The organism is Vibrio sp. KUL78 (assembly GCF_059725505.1).
This window is the reverse complement of record NZ_AP045837.1, coordinates 1,417,502-1,434,945: the sequence shown is the minus strand read 5'-3', so window position 1 is coordinate 1,434,945 and position 17,444 is coordinate 1,417,502. Positions and strand designations below refer to the sequence as shown.

16 protein-coding genes are annotated in these 17,444 nt (G+C 46.6%); 4 read left to right on the top strand and 12 right to left on the bottom strand.

The annotated features are described in order from the left end of the window. From AC6I8Y_RS06855 to AC6I8Y_RS06840, 4 genes are read right to left on the bottom strand one after another with little or no spacing between them, the layout of a single operon-like run. Positions 1–846 (bottom strand): class I fructose-bisphosphate aldolase, encoded by an 846-nt coding sequence (locus AC6I8Y_RS06855; protein ID WP_038226596.1) that lies wholly within the window; start codon positions 844–846, stop codon positions 1–3. Beyond that, complete coding sequence (locus tag AC6I8Y_RS06850; protein ID WP_498021202.1) at positions 830–2,602, bottom strand: glycerol-3-phosphate dehydrogenase/oxidase; 1,773 nt, start codon at positions 2,600–2,602, stop codon at positions 830–832. Before AC6I8Y_RS06850 ends, AC6I8Y_RS06855 begins: the two co-directional genes overlap by 17 nt. Positions 2,603–2,646: 44 nt before the next feature. Beyond that, on the bottom strand, positions 2,647–3,633 hold the full coding sequence (locus tag AC6I8Y_RS06845) for an aldo/keto reductase (protein WP_498021200.1): 987 nt from the start codon (positions 3,631–3,633) through the stop codon (positions 2,647–2,649). A gap of 9 nt (positions 3,634–3,642) precedes the next feature. After that, positions 3,643–4,602 (bottom strand): sugar-binding transcriptional regulator, encoded by a 960-nt coding sequence (locus AC6I8Y_RS06840; RefSeq protein ID WP_498021199.1) that lies wholly within the window; start codon positions 4,600–4,602, stop codon positions 3,643–3,645. A gap of 434 nt (positions 4,603–5,036) precedes the next feature. On the opposite strand from AC6I8Y_RS06840, the gene AC6I8Y_RS06835 reads away from it, so the two are divergent. From AC6I8Y_RS06835 to AC6I8Y_RS06820, 4 genes are all read left to right on the top strand, one after another. Then, positions 5,037–6,062, top strand: a complete 1,026-nt coding sequence (locus AC6I8Y_RS06835) for a sugar ABC transporter substrate-binding protein (RefSeq protein ID WP_006070493.1) — start codon at positions 5,037–5,039, stop codon at positions 6,060–6,062. A gap of 148 nt (positions 6,063–6,210) precedes the next feature. After that, positions 6,211–7,719, top strand: a complete 1,509-nt coding sequence (locus AC6I8Y_RS06830; RefSeq protein ID WP_062459278.1) for a sugar ABC transporter ATP-binding protein — start codon at positions 6,211–6,213, stop codon at positions 7,717–7,719. Beyond that, complete coding sequence (locus AC6I8Y_RS06825) at positions 7,719–8,744, top strand: ABC transporter permease (protein ID WP_088878264.1); 1,026 nt, start codon at positions 7,719–7,721, stop codon at positions 8,742–8,744. Before AC6I8Y_RS06830 ends, AC6I8Y_RS06825 begins: the two co-directional genes overlap by 1 nt. Before the next feature lie 14 nt (positions 8,745–8,758). Further along, on the top strand, positions 8,759–9,808 hold the full coding sequence (locus AC6I8Y_RS06820) for an ABC transporter permease (protein ID WP_498021197.1): 1,050 nt from the start codon (positions 8,759–8,761) through the stop codon (positions 9,806–9,808). A gap of 103 nt (positions 9,809–9,911) precedes the next feature. On the opposite strand, the gene AC6I8Y_RS06815 is transcribed toward AC6I8Y_RS06820, so the two are convergent. The 8 genes from AC6I8Y_RS06815 to AC6I8Y_RS06780 all read right to left on the bottom strand — a co-directional run bounded on the left by AC6I8Y_RS06815 (position 9,912) and on the right by AC6I8Y_RS06780 (position 17,432). Further along, entirely contained in the window at positions 9,912–11,126 is a 1,215-nt protein-coding gene (locus tag AC6I8Y_RS06815; protein ID WP_498021195.1) for an amidase family protein, read from the bottom strand. Between the two features lie 8 nt (positions 11,127–11,134). Beyond that, positions 11,135–11,788, bottom strand: a complete 654-nt coding sequence (locus tag AC6I8Y_RS06810; RefSeq protein ID WP_394152014.1) for a DUF2848 domain-containing protein — start codon at positions 11,786–11,788, stop codon at positions 11,135–11,137. Positions 11,789–11,796: 8 nt separating this feature from the next. Then, positions 11,797–13,077 (bottom strand): TRAP transporter large permease, encoded by a 1,281-nt coding sequence (locus AC6I8Y_RS06805; RefSeq protein ID WP_498021193.1) that lies wholly within the window; start codon positions 13,075–13,077, stop codon positions 11,797–11,799. Beyond that, positions 13,074–13,607 carry a TRAP transporter small permease subunit gene (locus AC6I8Y_RS06800; protein ID WP_498021191.1) on the bottom strand — a complete coding sequence of 178 codons (534 nt, stop codon included), beginning with the start codon at positions 13,605–13,607 and terminating at the stop codon, positions 13,074–13,076. Before AC6I8Y_RS06800 ends, AC6I8Y_RS06805 begins: the two co-directional genes overlap by 4 nt. A 6-nt stretch (positions 13,608–13,613) precedes the next feature. Continuing rightward, positions 13,614–14,669: a TRAP transporter substrate-binding protein gene (locus AC6I8Y_RS06795; protein WP_128650450.1), complete on the bottom strand. Its 1,056-nt coding sequence runs from the start codon at positions 14,667–14,669 to the stop codon at positions 13,614–13,616. A 392-nt stretch (positions 14,670–15,061) separates the two neighbouring features. Then, positions 15,062–15,988 carry a 5-oxoprolinase subunit C family protein gene (locus AC6I8Y_RS06790; protein WP_498021189.1) on the bottom strand — a complete coding sequence of 309 codons (927 nt, stop codon included), beginning with the start codon at positions 15,986–15,988 and terminating at the stop codon, positions 15,062–15,064. After that, the gene (pxpB, locus tag AC6I8Y_RS06785; protein WP_498021188.1) at positions 15,985–16,701 is read right to left on the bottom strand and encodes a 5-oxoprolinase subunit PxpB; all 717 of its coding nucleotides are present in this window, start codon (positions 16,699–16,701) and stop codon (positions 15,985–15,987) included. Before pxpB ends, AC6I8Y_RS06790 begins: the two co-directional genes overlap by 4 nt. After that, positions 16,698–17,432 (bottom strand): 5-oxoprolinase subunit PxpA, encoded by a 735-nt coding sequence (locus AC6I8Y_RS06780; RefSeq protein WP_498021187.1) that lies wholly within the window; start codon positions 17,430–17,432, stop codon positions 16,698–16,700. Before AC6I8Y_RS06780 ends, pxpB begins: the two co-directional genes overlap by 4 nt. Positions 17,433–17,444 lie beyond the last annotated feature (12 nt).

The window sequence follows — 17,444 nt, the reverse complement described above, 5'->3', positions numbered from 1 at the left end:
CTATTTATCGCCAATGTAGATGTTCATTGCTTCTGAGGTAGACGCACCGTTGTGAATCATCGCCATCAAAGCATCGACAACGCGGCTTGGATTTGGGTGTTGATAAATGTTGCGTCCATACACCATGCCAAGCGCACCCTGATCGAGCAGTGCTCGCGCTTTGCTAAACACAGATTCAATGTCTTCGCGTCCACCGCCACGAACCAGTACCGGACACCTTGCCGCCTCAACCACTTTATGGAAGTCTTCCGCCTGGCTGGTTGGGTCGGCCTTAATGATGTCAGCGCCTAGCTCACGTGCCATGCGCACCAGCGTGACAATCTTTTCGCAGTCGCCATCAACCATATAAGCCTGTCCTTGGCTGTTAGGCTGCATCACTAACGGCTCGATCATCAGTGGCATACCGTATTTCTCACACTCTGCTTTCACCTTACTGATGTTGGCAACACACTGCTTAAACAAATCTGGCTCATCAGGCAGCATGAATAAGTTCACTACAACGCATGCCGCATCCATTTGAAGAGCCTGAATAAGAGGCTGCTCCGCATTTTGTAGTAGTGCCCACATATGGCGGTGACGTTCTGCGTTATACGGGTTCCCCAAATCGATTCGCATGACCAGTGCAGGTTTGTCTTTGCCATCGACAGTTTGCAGTAAGTCAGCTTGACCGGCATTCATCTGAATCGCATCTGGCTTGGCATCCACTAGTTGTTTTACCACTGAAGACATGTTTTCTAGCCCATCTAAAAATGAAGGCTCGTTGCACACGCCGTGGTCGATAGCCACATCCAAACAACGCCCTTGCTTAAATAGGCGATTCATCCTGACTTTACTGGTTAAATACATACTCTTCTCCATCTAATAGTTGTTCATTTTCCGTAACGGTAGGTTGTAATGTGGGTTTTGAAACTTTTGGTAAGGCGTCCAATTCAACGCCATGGAAATCCAGCAACACTTGCTTCGATTGAGCTCTATCTTCATCGCGTTCGCTTTGACTCCAAGAAAAGTGATCTGCGACCAAATTGGAAATCTCCTCGAAGCTATCCGCAGTTAACTTACCTTCAATCGCTATCGAGGTACGGCGAAGCAGCACATCCAAGGTTGTCGATACATACTCACGTTCCAGAATGAACTTGAGCTCGCCTTGGGTGTAGTCACCGAGTGACGCTAGCGCTTTATCTTGTGTTCCTTGAAGTGCGCCAAGCAGCGATTCACAGGTCGTGCCGTAGCGCTGAAACCAAGTTTCGATTTGGCGTTGTGAATATTGCGGATGACGCTCACTTAATGAGGCTAAGTAAGTCGCTCTTAATGAATCAGTGACCGGGTAACCATTACCACCACCTATTGCTCTTTGTTTGGTATCGCATACTCGCGTTTTGCCTAACGATGCTAAAAGTTCATCTGCCACTTCCTCACCAAAGGCACGGAACGTTGTCCACTTGCCTCCGATAAGCGAATAGATATGAGTGTCGCCAATCTTGTCTTGTTTCAATGAATGACTGCGGGGGATTTGCCCTGTGGTCGAGGTATTGACTGACGGAAGTGGTCTCACGCCACAGAACTGATAGACGATCTGCTCACGACTGATAGCCAGCTTTGGTAGTACGCCTCTTAGTGATTCGATAATGTAATCAATTTCTTCGTCAGTACAACGCACCGATTCAGGGTCGCTCACGGGGATATCCGTCGAGCCGATCAGTACTTTTCCGAAATACGGGAACAAGATACAAACTCGTCCTTCGCTGTTTTCATAAAACAGCATATTGCCATCCAGTTCAGCCAACAGCTCTGAGTTATCGACGATAATATGCGACCCTTTCGTCCCCTGCATATACTGGCTAGGTGCAGTAAGTAATCCATTGGTCGTGTCGACCCAAGCACCCGTCGCGTTGACCACATGCTGCGTTTTAACTTGGATGGACTCGGCAACCTCGTGGTTAGAAATAGTCAGCTGCCCTTGCTCTAACCCAGAGACCATAGTGTAATTTAGGGCAACACCGCCCGCTTCTACCCCTTCTTGAATCAATTCCAAGGCGAGGCGCTCGGGTGAGCTAATCCACGCATCAAAGTATGTGGCACTGCTCTTTACGTCCCCCCCCATCATCGGCCAGCGTTTTTGTGTTGAGCGAGATGAGTGCATCTGGTGATTTGGCATCAATTGATCACGCTTGGTGAACCAATCGTAAAGACTCAGCCCAATTTTGATGACCACAGAACCGCGCTGTGAAGGCTTGTCTTTCAATCCTAAGAACTTAAACAGGCCATCAAACATACCAGACCAGGTAGAGAAAATAGGTATAGTGGTTTCTAAAGGAGCAACAAAATGAGGCGCGTTATCAAGTAGGCGATTTCGCTCATAGAGTGCTTCTTTCACCAATTGAAACTCACCATTTTCTAGATAGCGAAGTCCGCCATGTATCATGCGAGATGGCGCAGCACTGGCCTTAGAACAAAAGTCATCTTTCTCGACTAACAAGACCTTCACACCTTGCAATGCCAGTTCTCGAAAAACGCTAATACCATTGATTCCTCCGCCAATGACTACGACGTCAAAGTTACTATTCTCTTTTAATCGCCTAAAGGCGGTTGAGTTGTTATTCATTGTTGCTCCCTGCCACTGTTTTCCGCTTTCCTTACGATGCGTCGTTACGCCAATTCCAACTCGCCAAAAAACTCATGGGATTTTGCATCAATAAACTTCACCTCTTCCTGAGATAGCACCACACTTCCTGCTGCGGCATTTTCTATTGCTTGAGCTGCATTTCGTGCACCACAGAGGGCATAAGTGATGCCTGGCTGTTGCAGTGTTGCGGCAATAACTAACTGTGCAACACTTACATTTTTCTGGCGAGCAATCGGCTCAATGGACTGACAGAACTTTTGTACCCAACGGCGATTTTCGATAGTAAACATAGGATCAGTGATGCGCTGGTCATCGCCAGTGAAAACACGTTCAGGGGTGATTTTTCCGCTCAGCAGCCCCATAGCAAGTGATGAGTAGCTCAGGCAGGCGACGTTAGTTTTGATGGTTGACGGCAACAAAGTTTTCTCTAACTGACGCTCGATGAGGTTGTATTTCTCCTGCACCGCGTCGACAACGCCTGTTTGTTGATACTGTTCCAACTCCGCTTGATTAGCGTTGCTGATCCCGATGGCGCGGATCTTACCGGCTTTCTTTAGCGCCAATAATGCTTCCATGGTTTCAGCAATCGGCGTAGTTGGGTCTTGCCAGTGGGTAATGTAGAGATCGAGATAATCCGTTTGCAGACGTTTTAGGCTTTGATCCACTTCATGTTGGATAGCATCAACACCAAGGTAACGATGCACTGGCTTGCCATTCTCATCAAAAAAGTGATTACCTTTATTGGTATGCCAAACCAAACCACATTTAGTTGCCAGTACTACCTTGTCGCGGCGTCCTTTGATTGCCTTACCCACTATTTCTTCAGACACACCAAGTCCATACGCTGGAGCGGTATCAATTAAAGACACGCCGTGATCTAAAGAAGCATGAATGGCATCAATGGAGGCTTTCTCATTTGTTCCACCCCACATCCAGCCACCCATTGCCCACGTCCCAAGACCGATGACTGATGCTTCAATACCTGAATTTCCGATTTCTCTAGTTTGCATGTTGATTCCCTATTCTGCTTGTTCTAATACACTGGCGACGGTGTCTTCGTCCGAGACTAACCCGTTGATCAATCCGCCTCTCAATGCCGCTAACATAGCAGACACTTTAGAGCGAGTTGCTGCTACACCGAAACTGTGTTCGATGCTATCGAGTTCTTGAAGATTGAGGCCGACAAGTTTTTGGTTGATGTGTTCCGCACATTTATCGCCTTGTGCATCATAAAGATGGGCCAGTACTTCCCCTTTACATTGGGCGCTGATCAGCGTTTCAGTTTCATGACCACTTAACGAGCGCAGGTCATAGTAGCTGTCACTTTCACTGGCGACGGAACCAATACCCACCAGGGCAATATCTGCGTTTCGAGCCAAGTCGAGAACGTCTTTAATGCTACGCATCTCCATCAAGATGTTGCGCTGTTCGTCGGTATCTACAAAAAGCGGTGCGTGGAGTTGGGTACTTGTTCCACCCAGCTTTTCTGCCAATTTGCTTGCTAGGTAGTTCACATCTGTGAAGTGGTGCCCCTGGATACCCCCTGTAGCCGGAACCACTCTCACATTCGGAAACTGCATCGGTTTTAGCTGCTCAACAATCTGCGCCATGGTTTTACCCGCACTGATGCAAATAATGCTGTCTGGCTTGATGGTTTCTATAAGTAGTTCACCTGCTGCCTGTGCCACTTGGCGAGTAACGACTTCATCATCCTGGCTGAGACTTGGCTGAATCACCGCAGTTTTCAAGCCAAATTTTTCCAACAAGCGTTGTTCTAATGTATGCGTTCTTTCTTGTGGAAGCTTTAAGGTAATCTCAACCAGACCATCATCATGCGCTTGCTTAATGACACGATTCACTTTCGCTGTGGACAACCCAAGCTGCTTAGCAATATCCGACTGGCTGCGATTTTCCATATATCGCAACGTTAAGATCTTTGCTGTCTGTCTCAATATGTCGTCACGTTCGTTCATCGTCATATCTCTACCTTTATTACTGCTTTCTGCCTTTATTTAGGCTTCACATTTCGTTAACACTCAATAGTTTTTTATCTTGGCAATCTTGGTTAACAAGGTGTGAAATTTATTTCATCTGAGTAAAAAGTAATCATAGAAAAAGAGTTTTACAAGTTAAAATGATACCAATCGTATCGTTTTGACCATTTAAGTGCGTCAGATCACAAATAATGACCAAAGTGATACGTATTGTATCGATATAGCATTGACCGGCTACATTTTGTTCACTACCTTTTAACACGTGAAATATATTTCACCTGTCTGAAAGATAATTCACATCATCGAGAACAACGTGTTGTGCTGCTTTTGGCTTAATAAGAACGAAGCTGTTTTATAGAGGCGAAGCAGATGTTGCTCCAAAGACGACGAGTGAATAGCAAATACAAATGGAGAAAATTATGAAGTCAGTGACTTTGAAAAAGATATTTAATAAAGGACTTATCGCTACGAGTATTATTGTCGCTTCAAGCCTAGCTGCCACAACACATGCAAACGAACGAATCGCGTTTTTCGTTTCTGATTTGTCTAATGTATTCCACCAATCTCAAGCGACGGAAGCAAAGCGCTACGCAAAAGAGAAGTACGGTGCTGAAGTGGTTATCTTCGATGGTAAAGCCGATTCAGCGGTAATGACGCAAAACGTTGACCAAGTAGCAGCAGGTGCATTTGATGGTGCCTCACTTCATATTTGGGATGGCGAAGCGGCGACACCGGGTGTTGAAGAAGCATTAGAAGAGAACATCGCTATGACGTCTTTCTTTAGCCCAATCACTGATACCGGCATTCCAACGGCTCGAAGTGATGAAGCGACCGTTTCTTTCGATATGGGCGCACAAATGGCAAAAGCATGGAAAGAAGCGAATCCTGACAAGCCAATCGTCATGGTTCAACTCGGTTGGCCAAACCATACCGAGGTAAGTTCTGGTCGAACTAACCCATTTGCAGAAGGTGTGCTTTCGGTTGATCCAACAGCGAAAAACCTCGGCGCTCTTGATGCTAGCGGCGGTCAAGAAGCAGCAAAACAAATCATTGTTGACCTTCTTACTCAACAACCAGAAGTTAACTTAATTTATTCCGAAGCCTCTAATTTAACCGTTGGCACAATGGCAGGTCTTAACCAGCTAGGTCGCGGCAAGTTCAAAGATGGCAAACCGGTGACAGAGATCGTCGCCAGTGTTGACTTTGACTCGGTCGAATTTGGTCAAATTTATGACCCTGAATCAAGCCTAAAAGTCTCTATGGGTCTTCCACCAATTGAGACAGCGCGTGGTCGTATCGACTTGGTTATGGACGTGATCAATAAGAAAGTCGCACCGACAAAAGATCAAGCAGAAGAGTTCTTCTACAAGGCTTACACCATCTCTTACTGGTCAATGCCAAAACCTGATGCAGAGCAATGGCTAGACGCTCAGTTCAGCAACTAACCTAGGCTTAAGGTCGGCGGCTAGACCGCCGACCTTATATGTTACTCATTTATTCAAAATCTCAGTGTTAAGGAAAAACTCGCTTCATCTGTCATGTCATCTGTGGCCTAGCAGTATCGAAGGTGCAACCACTGAAGGAGAGATCATCTTGAATAGTCACAATTCAACACCTGTATTATCAATTGAAGGGCTGATTAAAGACTACCCCGGTGTTCGGGCAGTTAACGATGTGAGCTTTGCAATTGAACGAAGTACCGTTCACTGCTTGATTGGCGAGAACGGCGCAGGAAAATCCACATTGGTAAAAATGATCACCGGTGCTATTCAGCCTACTCAAGGCGCAATGAAAGTGAATGGTAAGGATTACCGACCTACTGGCACTCAGTCAGCACGTGAATCGGGAATCGCCACTTTATTCCAAGAGCTACACGTCGTTGATGAATTGACTGTACTTGAAAACTTAACGCTGGGTATGGAACAGAGCCGATTCGGCTTTTTAATTAAATCAGATCTAGAGGATCGCGTAATCGAGACCTTAGCGACCATCGAGCCGTCTATCGACCCATATGCTCGCGTCTCGACCTTAGGTGTCGCTCAAAAGCAGATTATTGAAATTGCCCGTGCCGCGTCATCTGGCGCGAACGTCATCATTATGGATGAGCCAACAGCTGCGTTGTCGGAAAGAGAAGTCGAAAGACTTTTTACCGTTATTCGTAGGCTACAAGAACAAAGCGTGACGGTTATTTATATCTCTCACAAACTGGACGAGATTTTAACCCTAGGCGACCGCGTCACCGTCATGCGCGATGGCAAACACATCGCAACCAAACCCATGTCTGAAGTCGATGGCCGCGCAGAGCTTATCGATATGATGATTGGTCGCAGCATCATGCACGATTATTCCCCGCGCGATGCCATTACCGATGAAGTGTTCCTGGCGGCGCAACGCCTTAATAACCACCGCCTCAAAGATGTCTCGTTTGATATCAAAAAAGGCGAGATTGTTGGGTTTTATGGTTTGGTTGGCGCTGGAAAAACCGAGATTGCACGTGCGATCTTCGGTGCCGACAAAGTCTCTGGCACAATTCGCCTCAATGGCAAAGATGTGGGTAATTCGCCACGTGAAGCCATTGCTGCGGGTATTGCTCTCGTTCCTGAAGAGCGTCGTACTCAAGGCTTATTTACCAATTTAACCATTCGAGAAAATATCCCAGTGATGAATCTACCAAGAATGTCTGACTTCGGGGTATTCAGAGAAAATGATGAGCTGAATGCGGCGATTGATTACGTCGATAAGCTATCTATTGCCACCAGCTCAATAGAAAAGCACACAGAGAAACTCTCCGGTGGTAATCAGCAAAAAGTGGTTATCGCTAAATGTCTGTTCTCACAGGCAAAGCTTCTTCTACTCGATGAACCCACTCGCGGCGTCGATGTGGGAGCGAAAAAAGAGATCTATGACTTGGTGAAAAGCCTCGCCAACGAAGGCAACTCAGTCGCGGTGTTTTCAACAGAACTTGAAGAGATCTTGGGTGTTTGTGATCGAATCTTCTTACTTTATGACGGTTCTCTGGTGTCTGAAATCAAGAATGGACCGAACGTCGACACTAACTTTATTTTAAATGCCGCTACGGGTGGCCTTGAGGAGGCAGTATAATGAACACGTCAGTAAAGCCTAATCACTCGCCAGTCGAGTATCGAAGGGTGAGCGACCAAATGTACATCACCTTGTTAGTGGCATTTGTCGCTATCGGACTCTTTCTTGTTGCGTCAGCGTTTGTCCCGAACTTTTTCCAAGTTCAAAACATGCTTAACCTGATTACCAATAACTGGGCAGTAATTTCTCTTGGTGTTGGTGTCTCTTTCTTGTTGATTTCCGGCAACTTTGATCTCTCTGTTGGCGGTATAGTCGCCCTTTCAGGCGTACTGTCGGTTTGGTTTGCTCAAGCCATAGGTGGCGGTTCTGCTCTGTCCACAGGTTTAGGCTTACCTTATTGGTTAGCCGTGGTCGGCGCTTTAATGGGTGCGCTAGCTATCGGTGGTCTGAACGCTCTGTTCGTCGTGAAGTTTCGCATCCCATCCATCATCGTCACGCTAGGTACTATGATGGTGGCGAGAGGTATCGCTCAGGTAATTACTCAAGGCTCGCAACGTAACACCAATTTGCCCGAGGAGTTTGGCTTGCTAGGCAATTTGAAAGTGTTTGGCACCTCCATGCAATTCCCAGTCCTGTTTATGCTCATTCTATTTTTCGTCGCCATTTTTATTGAGCGTAAAACGGTGTTTGGCCGCATCACCTATTGGATTGGCGCCAACCCTGAAGCCGCAAAGCTGTCAGGTATCGATAATTCCAAACACATTACTTACTTGTATCTATTTAGTGCGCTAGTGGCCGGCATTGTTGGCATCCTGCTGTCCTCAGAGTTTAAGTCAGGCTTTTCTAATCGTGGTTTACTGATGGAGTTTGACGCATTGGTTATTGCGCTACTTGGCGGTATTGCTATTGCTGGCGGCTTCGGTTCTGTCATTGGCATGTTCTTTGGTGCCATTATCTTGGCAGTGGTAACCTCGGCGGCAACTGGTTTAACCCTCTCACCGGATTGGCAATTCATACTCAAAGCAGTCGCCGTTTTCTTAGCGATTACAGCTCAAACTTGGGCACTGTCCCTTAGAAACAAATAAGGAGGGGAAACGTTATGTCCGATTCAACCAAATCACTTAATTCATCATCTGCCCCGTCGCCAGCACTGGGCGGACAAGTGGCCGAGTTTTTCCGTAACTATTACATCTACTTTGTATTGGCAGCGATTGTTATTTTTCTAAGTAGCGTTAACTTAGATCAGTATGCACTGTTTGAGCGCGGAAACTTTCTTTATAAGAAAAACGTCATCAACATTTTACGTGTCTCCGCCCCACTGTTGGTGCTAGCCGGCGCATTTACCTTGCTAATGGTGTCGGGCTACATCGACTTATCCGTTGGTAGCACCATGGGACTTACTGCGGTCATATATGCCCTCCTAGCCATCAATGGTGTTCCAATGTGGGCGGCTTTCTCCATAACCGTGTTTTGTGGTGTATTGCTGGGCGCTTTCAACGGATTGTTAGTGGTGAAGTTTAATATAACTCCCGTTATTGCTACCTTAATTACCTTGAGTCTGTATAAAGGTATCGCACTGCTTCTCGTTGAAGATGGCGTGTCAGCCATCAAGTCCATGGGCGATCTAAAAATGCCAGCATGGTTTAACGACTATGGTCGCGATGCGGTTTTACTTGGTTTGCCAATGGCGTTTTGGGTAGCGGTGGGGGTTACGGCTCTGCTCATCATCCTGCAAAACCGTTCTTTACTAGGTAAATACGCCGCAGCGACGGGTGGTAACCCAACGGCAGCTAAATTATCAGGTATTAAGACTGGGCTAGTCGTCTTCACGCTCTACGCCATTGTCGGTGCAACAGCTGCGCTTGCGGGTATTGCTCGCTCAAGCTTTATGTCGCTTGGTGACCCGCTGTCGGGTGACGGTATGGAGTTAACCGCGATTCTTGTGGTTTTAATTGGTGGTACAGCGTTTAGTGGTGGTGAGGGTAAAGTATTGCGTTCATTTGTTGGTGCGCTGATTATCATGACGCTGACTGTTGGGATGCTTACTCTCGTACCAGCTTATTACCAAACGTTGGTGATTGGTAGTGCACTCTTAGCAGCAGCGGCATCGAATCACTTGGTGAGTCGAAAAAGGAATGAAGGACATTAGAAGCTAATTCCTTTTTTATATTCATCCCCCCATATAGACAGCCACGCACTTTATCTAAATCTGATTAACCACTGGCTGTCTATTTTTCTCACATTCTAGATTGTTATCTGATGCGATTTGCAAAAATGGATTCTAGCTTTTGAGCGCTATCCAACAGCCGTTCATCTGCACCATTAACCATCGTCAGCATTATCCCAATAGGGAACGTCTCACCCCAAAAAGGTAATGAAATACTGCAACCATCCAGCACATTGGCGAGTGTGGTGTTTCGAAGACACAATAGATTAATTCGGTCATAGTCTGCGTCTTGCAGTAGATCCTCAAACTTTGGTGCTTTACATGCGACGGTCGGCATCAAAACAACCTTGTTCGCAAAATGAGTGGAAAACGTATCAATAAGGGCACGACGCGCGTTTTTGGTTTCTTCAAACTCAACATCGTCGATTTCAACACCTCGACGTATTCTGGAGCGTACTCTTGGATCTAAATCGGGACTGTCGGTATCGAAATGTGACTGATAAAAATGCCTACTTTCAACCGCGGAGAAATGCCAAACAGGTAGTTTTTTGTAGTCTTCGAACAGCGGATGACTTGTTTCTCTAACCATAAAGCCCGCCGCTTCGATAATGGAGGCAACTTGATCAAATAGTTCAGCGACTTCTGGGTCGATTTCATCAAAACCAAAGTTCTTTGGAATCACAAACTCTAGCTCTGTTGAAGTCTTATCAGTAGCGACCGTCGACGTGGAATTAGAAATCACCTCCCATACTAGACGGCAATCCGAAACACTTTTCCCAATTAGTCCAACGCTATCGAGCTGTTGAGATAGTGGCCAGCATCCTTGACTTGATACTGACTGCTGCGATGGTTTAAAGCCTGCCACCCCACAAAATGCTGCGGGAATGCGTAGAGAACCGCCAGTGTCAGTGCCTAGGGCGATGTCAGCCTCTCCTGTCGCCACAGATACTGCACCTCCACTGGTTGACCCCCCAGGTATTGCTCCCTCTACAATAGGGTTCTCTGGCGTACCATAATGTGGGTTCAGACCTAGCCCTGAATAGGCTAGCTCTGTCATATTAGTATGACCGACCAAATATGCGCCGGCATGTTTTAACAGCTGGACGGCTTTCGCGTCCTCTTGCGCTATGTTGTCGGCAAGCAACGTAGTTCCGCAGCACGTCGGATAGCCCTTAACATCAAAGTTGGCTTTTACTGACACTCTGAAGTGGCTTAATATACCATCTGATGAATCTTGAGGTTCGAAACGTCTTAAAAATACCTTACTTGAATCGGCGAAGTTCTGTCGATCATGTTCCATATTTCCCCCTATGAAATCACGTCGAGTTCGCTTGTGACGTACTCAGCACTTAGTGACCTCTGCAGCACTGGATCGAACGCTTCCATTCTAAACTTAGCTGTCCTTCTCACACCGCCGATCGCGGCGAATGTCCCACATAGCATCGCACTGTTAGCTGGGAGCTCAACCAGCTCAATGAGTTCTCTAATTGGTCTTATTTGAGCCAATGTACCTTGTTGATATCGAACCCAGCCATCTCCCTCGTCTAACCAAGACGTAAGCTGTATCTGCTCAAGGTGATCCTCAATGTCACTCAACGGCCACAACTCATTGCAGACCGGCTTTGGACAAACTTGCTTGGAGTGTGCTACCGAAAACGCTTCTAAGTCTCTATCAGTATGATCAGAGGCAATACCAAACCAAAACTCACCGTCTGCGCGCACGATTATTGGCTCAATTTCACCCGACGTACCCTCGCTTAATACCTGAATCCGCTTTTGTTGAGTCAGCATTTGCTGACTCACTTTATAGAACAGTGGCACTGTAGAAGGCGGCGCGACTCCTAGCTCGGCAAGTTCATCAATATGTTCCTGTACCGCCTCTTGATTTCGACCAGTCCATCCCGCCACGATAAGTGTATCGACATTGAACTCTTTACTTGTGCCATTAACAATAAACTTCATTAGATACCTCAAAAGTTGGTTGGGAGATATAACGCGATGGACGGGAACAGAATTAATAGAACGACCATTAAGATCATGATCATGACGTAAGGTAAGCTGCCAAGAATCACATCTTGCATCTTGCCTTTCACTCTCGACGAATTAACGACGTAGAGATTCAATCCTACTGGTGGCGTAATGAGCGCCATTTCAACCAGAACAATCATTAGGATACCAAACCAAATCTTGTCGTAGCCGAGTTGAACAATGATCGGTACGACGATCGGAATAGTCACTACCATCAAAGATAGCGTCTCAATAAAGAAGCCGAGCAATACATACATAGCGATAATGATCAGCAAGGTCGTAATAGGATTTAGACCTACCGATTCAATGGCGCTTTGTAGCACTCGACCAATCCCCGCAGCCGTCATTGCGAAGTTGAGGACATAAGCACCTAGTACCACCAGCATAATCATTGAGGTAATTCGAATCGTGCCTTTAAGTGAATCGAGAAGCATCTCGGTCGAAAATGATCGATTCACGGTGGCGATGATCATAGCAAACACTGCACCGACGGCTGCCGCTTCAGTCGGGGTGGCCCAGCCTGCGTAGATAGAGCCAACGATACTGACTAATAGCACCATGATTGGTATCAGATCGCTTAGCGCCTCAATCTTCTCTTTCCATGAGTAAAACTGTCTCGGACCGCCCAAGCTTGGTTTGACGCTGCACATGATAATAGTGGCTAGCATAAACAGAATCGCCATACCCAAGCCGGGTACTATTCCAGCAAGGAATAGCTGAGGTATCGAGCTTTCGGTTAAGAAACCGTAGACAATCAGGTTAATCGAAGGTGGGATGAGAATGCCTAGGGTACCACCAGCCGCAATTGAGCCAGTGAATAGCTTTTGGTCATAGCCAAGCTTTTCAGCGTGAGGCGTCGCGACGCGAGCTACGGTTGCTGCAGTCGCGACAGAAGACCCTGATGTGGCAGAGAACATCGTTGAGGTTGCGATATTGGCATGGATGAGACCACCTGGAAGCCACGCAACCCACTTATTGAGAGACATGTATGTTTTCGAAGCTACACCGCTACGCAACAAAATCTCACCGATGAGAACGAAAAGCGGGATTGCGATCAAGGTGGAGTGATTAGACGAAGACCAAAGTACCTGCCCTAGCCCTTTCATCAATGGAAAGAAACTAAAAAACTGGTCGATGCCGAACGCCAATAAAAATAGAGCGATACCTACTGGGATGGATAAGGTGAGCAGCCCCAGCAAACCGCCTGCGGTAAATGCAATCATGCTTCTGCCCTCACACCAATAATTGAATCCACTTCTTCAGGTCGTTTCTTGAAGAACAGATAAACACCTACGATTAACAGCCCCGTTGAGGAAATGGCGAACCATATCCAGCCAGCAAACCAAATAAATTGCGGGATTATAAGTGGCGTCTCTAATGCGGTGTTCGCAAGAGCACCTGACTTGATGCTCTTCTCCAACACGGTGATGGCTTTTGTTGCGACGTATATCGCAACAAAAGAGACGGAGGCAATTGAGATAAGGTCGAGTAACGAACGGACACGCTCCGACGTTTTTACTCTTAAGATATCGATGCGAACATGAGCATGATTGAGCAACCCGTAGCTAATTCCCCAACTCGTAATCGACGCCATGATATAGCCCGATATTTCTTCTGAAATTGAGAAAGGAACAGAGAGCGCACGAGAAACTATCTCGGCACAGATGAGCAAAATCCCTCCAAGCAAAGCAATGCCCGCGACTACAGCAACCCAATCATTTATGCGCTTCAAAATAGTGACAATCATGTTCATAAGCAATTATCCCTTATCAGCAGATAGACCCACTACCTTGCCGATAGAGTCATTCCATACTTGTGTCCAATCAGCACCAGCTCGCTTCGACCAGTCAGGAAGAACTGTATTTTCAACCACCTGTCTTGCTTTTGCCTTATCTTCTTCACTTGGTTCCACTAACGTTAGGTTACGAGTATCGCCTTTGCTACAAGGGCCATTACCGGTCAAACAAGCCACGTTTTCTTCGATGGTTGCTTGTGCTTCTTCCCAAACAGGTTGTTCAAACTTACGATTTAGCACATCCACTAGGAAAGTTTGCTGCTCTGCGCTTAGCGAGTTCCATTTGTCTAGGTTCATTGCAGTCACAACAGGATCCCATCCGCCAATTGGTAGGGTGTAAAGATGCGTACTCACTTCCCACCAGCCTGCGCTGTAGCCCGAGCCCGCGCCTGTCACCGCACAATCAATCAGACCTTTTTGCAGAGCTCCAGGAACTTCACCAAAGCTCACGTTGACACTTTGCGCCCCCAACGCTTCAAGGAACTTCGCTGTCATGCGTCCTGATGCGCGGATTTTTTTGCCTGAAAGATCATCTAGCGAAGCAACTTCGGTTTTACAGAATACGACTTGTGGAGGATAAGGAGCGATAGCTAGAACCTTTGAGTTGAAGGTTTGCTCATAGATGCTGTCTACCATAGGTCGCCCTGCATCAACGACTTGCTTAAATTCATCGACACTGGTGGCGATCAGAGGAACGTCAAGAGATTCTAAAGCAGGTGAATCAGAAACCGCATAATCCGCCACCGTCATGCCGACATTGAAGACACCATCACCTAGCATGCGATAAACATCGCCACTTCCAATACCCATCTGGTCGTGTGTGGTCATTTGAACCTGGAACTCATTGTTGCTTGCTTCAGGGAGGATCTGGGTCCAGAAAGGCGTTTCAAATTGCTTGTTGAGCGGCAGGCTACTCCAACTGCCAACGACAGAAAGTGTGTCACTCGCGTGCAGCGAACCAGACGCAAGGATAGAAGTAACCGCTAGGGTGAGAAGTTTCTTAGAACGTAGTTTTGACATAGTTAGATTCCTTTCTTCTGACCGGCCCTGAACTCAACCGGTGAGTGCATTACAGTTCGTTTTCATTTTTATCATCTTTGCAACAACCGATAGAGTCCAATTATAAATTTCTTACTATTCCCATAAATTTCTTTTATCACGTGCTGCTCTGTTGCGTTTATGTAGATGATATAAAGGAAGAATTATTTCATAGGCAATTATCCAATTGGTCAATATAAGGTCATATAAGTAAAGGGATAGTTACAAGTTTGATAGCGAAGTCACAACACAAATGTCATAGCGAAAGAAGTCGCTCAAGGGGATATATTAGGTTAACCACTAATCACGACGGCGTGAGTAGTCGCTGCCCCTACGAGGCAGCAAAACTGGGAATCGATACAAGAAAATGTGGCTTAGATTGAGTGGTGAAAGAAGCGTTGCTCGATAACGCGCTCAGATTCCGCTTGAAAGATATCTTTCTCTACAAACTGAACTTGAGTACCTGGTGTGCACTGGGCGAGAAGGTTGAGACTCTTGTTTGTTAGACATCCAATTTTTGGGTAGCCACCTATTGTTTGCCTATCTTTTAGAAGCACAATAGGCTGCCCATCAGCAGGGATCTGGACGGCTCCTAAGGCTATTCCTTCAGATATCAATGAACTCTTGTCGAATTCAACCGCGTTTCCCGATAGCCTGCAACCCATACGATCCATTTGAGGTGTTATCGTATAAGTAGAATCAAAGAAGCGCTGCCTTTGCGTTCGACTAAACTCTAGGTATTGATAACTTGGGATAACCTCAAGAACCACCGCTTCTTTATAGTCGGGAATGAACGACGCCGGCACTCGAGTGACGAGTCTAGGCTCGCTGGCGGTGCAATTAATACGGTCACCGGCATCAAGCATTTTCCCCCTTCCACAAAGGCCACCAAGTTGGTCCCTCATAACTGTGGCACAACTATTGAGCGTCTTCGTTGTTCTAAAACCGCCAACGACAGCTATGTAGGCTCTTAGACCCTTCTTTGCAGCCGTAAATCGTAATCGGTCCCCGGCATTAACGTTATGCGCTCGCCATATTTCTATAGGTATGTCGTTTATACAAGCTCCCAAATCAGCACCAGTTATGGCGACCGTTGTGTTCGCTTCAAACTCACAACTAAAATGACCGAGAGTCACTTCGATCTGCGCGGCATCCTGAGTATTGCCAAGTAAGCGATTTGCCCAGAGAAACGCATGCTCATCCATAGGTCCACCAGTTGTCACTCCAATTGACTGATGTCCAAAGCGACCCAAGTCTTGAACTAAACTTAACGGTCCACCCGAAATAACCTTGATACTCACGCGCACCTCCGTTCTTGCTGGGCTGCCTGATCCTCGAGATCGCCTCCCATTTCTAAAAACTGCTCTCTAGTAATAGGTTTAAAAGATACTTGGGCCCCCATTTCAAACATCGTCAGATTTTCTCTTTCAAAATCAATCAAATCGACAGGCGTCCGACCGATAATCTGCCAGCCCCCAGGGGATTGCTTGGGATATATGGCGGTTTGCCGGTCTGCAATTGCCAAACTCCCTTTTGGCACCTTTAATCTAGGCGTTTGTTTGCGCGGTATCTCAAGCCTTGGATCGGTATTACCAAGATAGGCAAACCCTGGAGCAAATCCGATAGCATAAACCTGATAGCTAGTGGTTGAATGAATTTGAACCACCTCTTCAATGCTTAGCCCCGTATGCTCACAAATGTCATGAAGATCCAAACCGACCTCCTCACCATAGTAAACTGGGAGTTCTATAGTCTTCACTGAGTTTGACTCTGTTTCACCTTCACAAGTTGAGATTGAACTTTGAAGCAATTGAAGCGCCTCCCTAAGTCCCATCCCTTTAAGGTCAAAACTGACTAGTACTGAGGTGTATGACGGTACGATATCGACCAAGTTTTGTCCCAAAGAGTGCTTGATTTGAGGGATAACACTCGCAACGCGTCGCGCGACATCAGGCGTCACTTCGTCGGCAAGATAAATAATAACCGTATTCTCGTTGACCGGATTTATCGTCATACACACTCCAGTTGACTGCGAATGACCGTCGCTATTTGACGTGCCAACAAACCATCACCGTGAATACAAAGCGTATCCGCTACAACGGGTAAGGTTTTTCCAGAGATAGAAGTCACTGACTGATTTTCTATTAATTGTATGGCTTGGGATTTGATAGTCTCAATCGAGGTGTGTGATGATCCCTGCAAGGTACGAGGGGTTAAGCGTCCATCATCCGCGTAGACGCGGTCAACAAAGGCTTCAAAAAGCAACTCGACGTCATAGCCGGATGCGAGTTCCAGATAGTGCTCACGCTCTGGCACAGCCATAACCACTAGGGGTAACTGAGGGTTAAACCTGCTCAGCGCCTTTAATAGAGAACACATCACAGCGTCATCTTTCATCATAGTATTGTAGAGCGCACCATGCGGTTTCACGTACTGAACTCGAGTCGATTCACTTCGACACAAGCCATCAAGGGCCCCTAGTTGATAAACAAAGTAACTCTCTAGTTCCGCTGCCGTCATCTGCATTGTCCGACGTCCAAAGCCCTGTAGATCAGGATAGCCGGGGTGTGCCCCTATGGTGACACCATATTGATTCGCTAATTCGATGGTTTTCTTCATGACCATTGGATCAGAAGCATGCATGCCACATGCTATGTTAGCCATATCAAGATAAGGCATGACAGCCTCATCCTCGCCAAGTTTCCAAAGACCAAAGCTTTCGCCCATATCGCAATTAAGTTTCATCGATAACCTCTC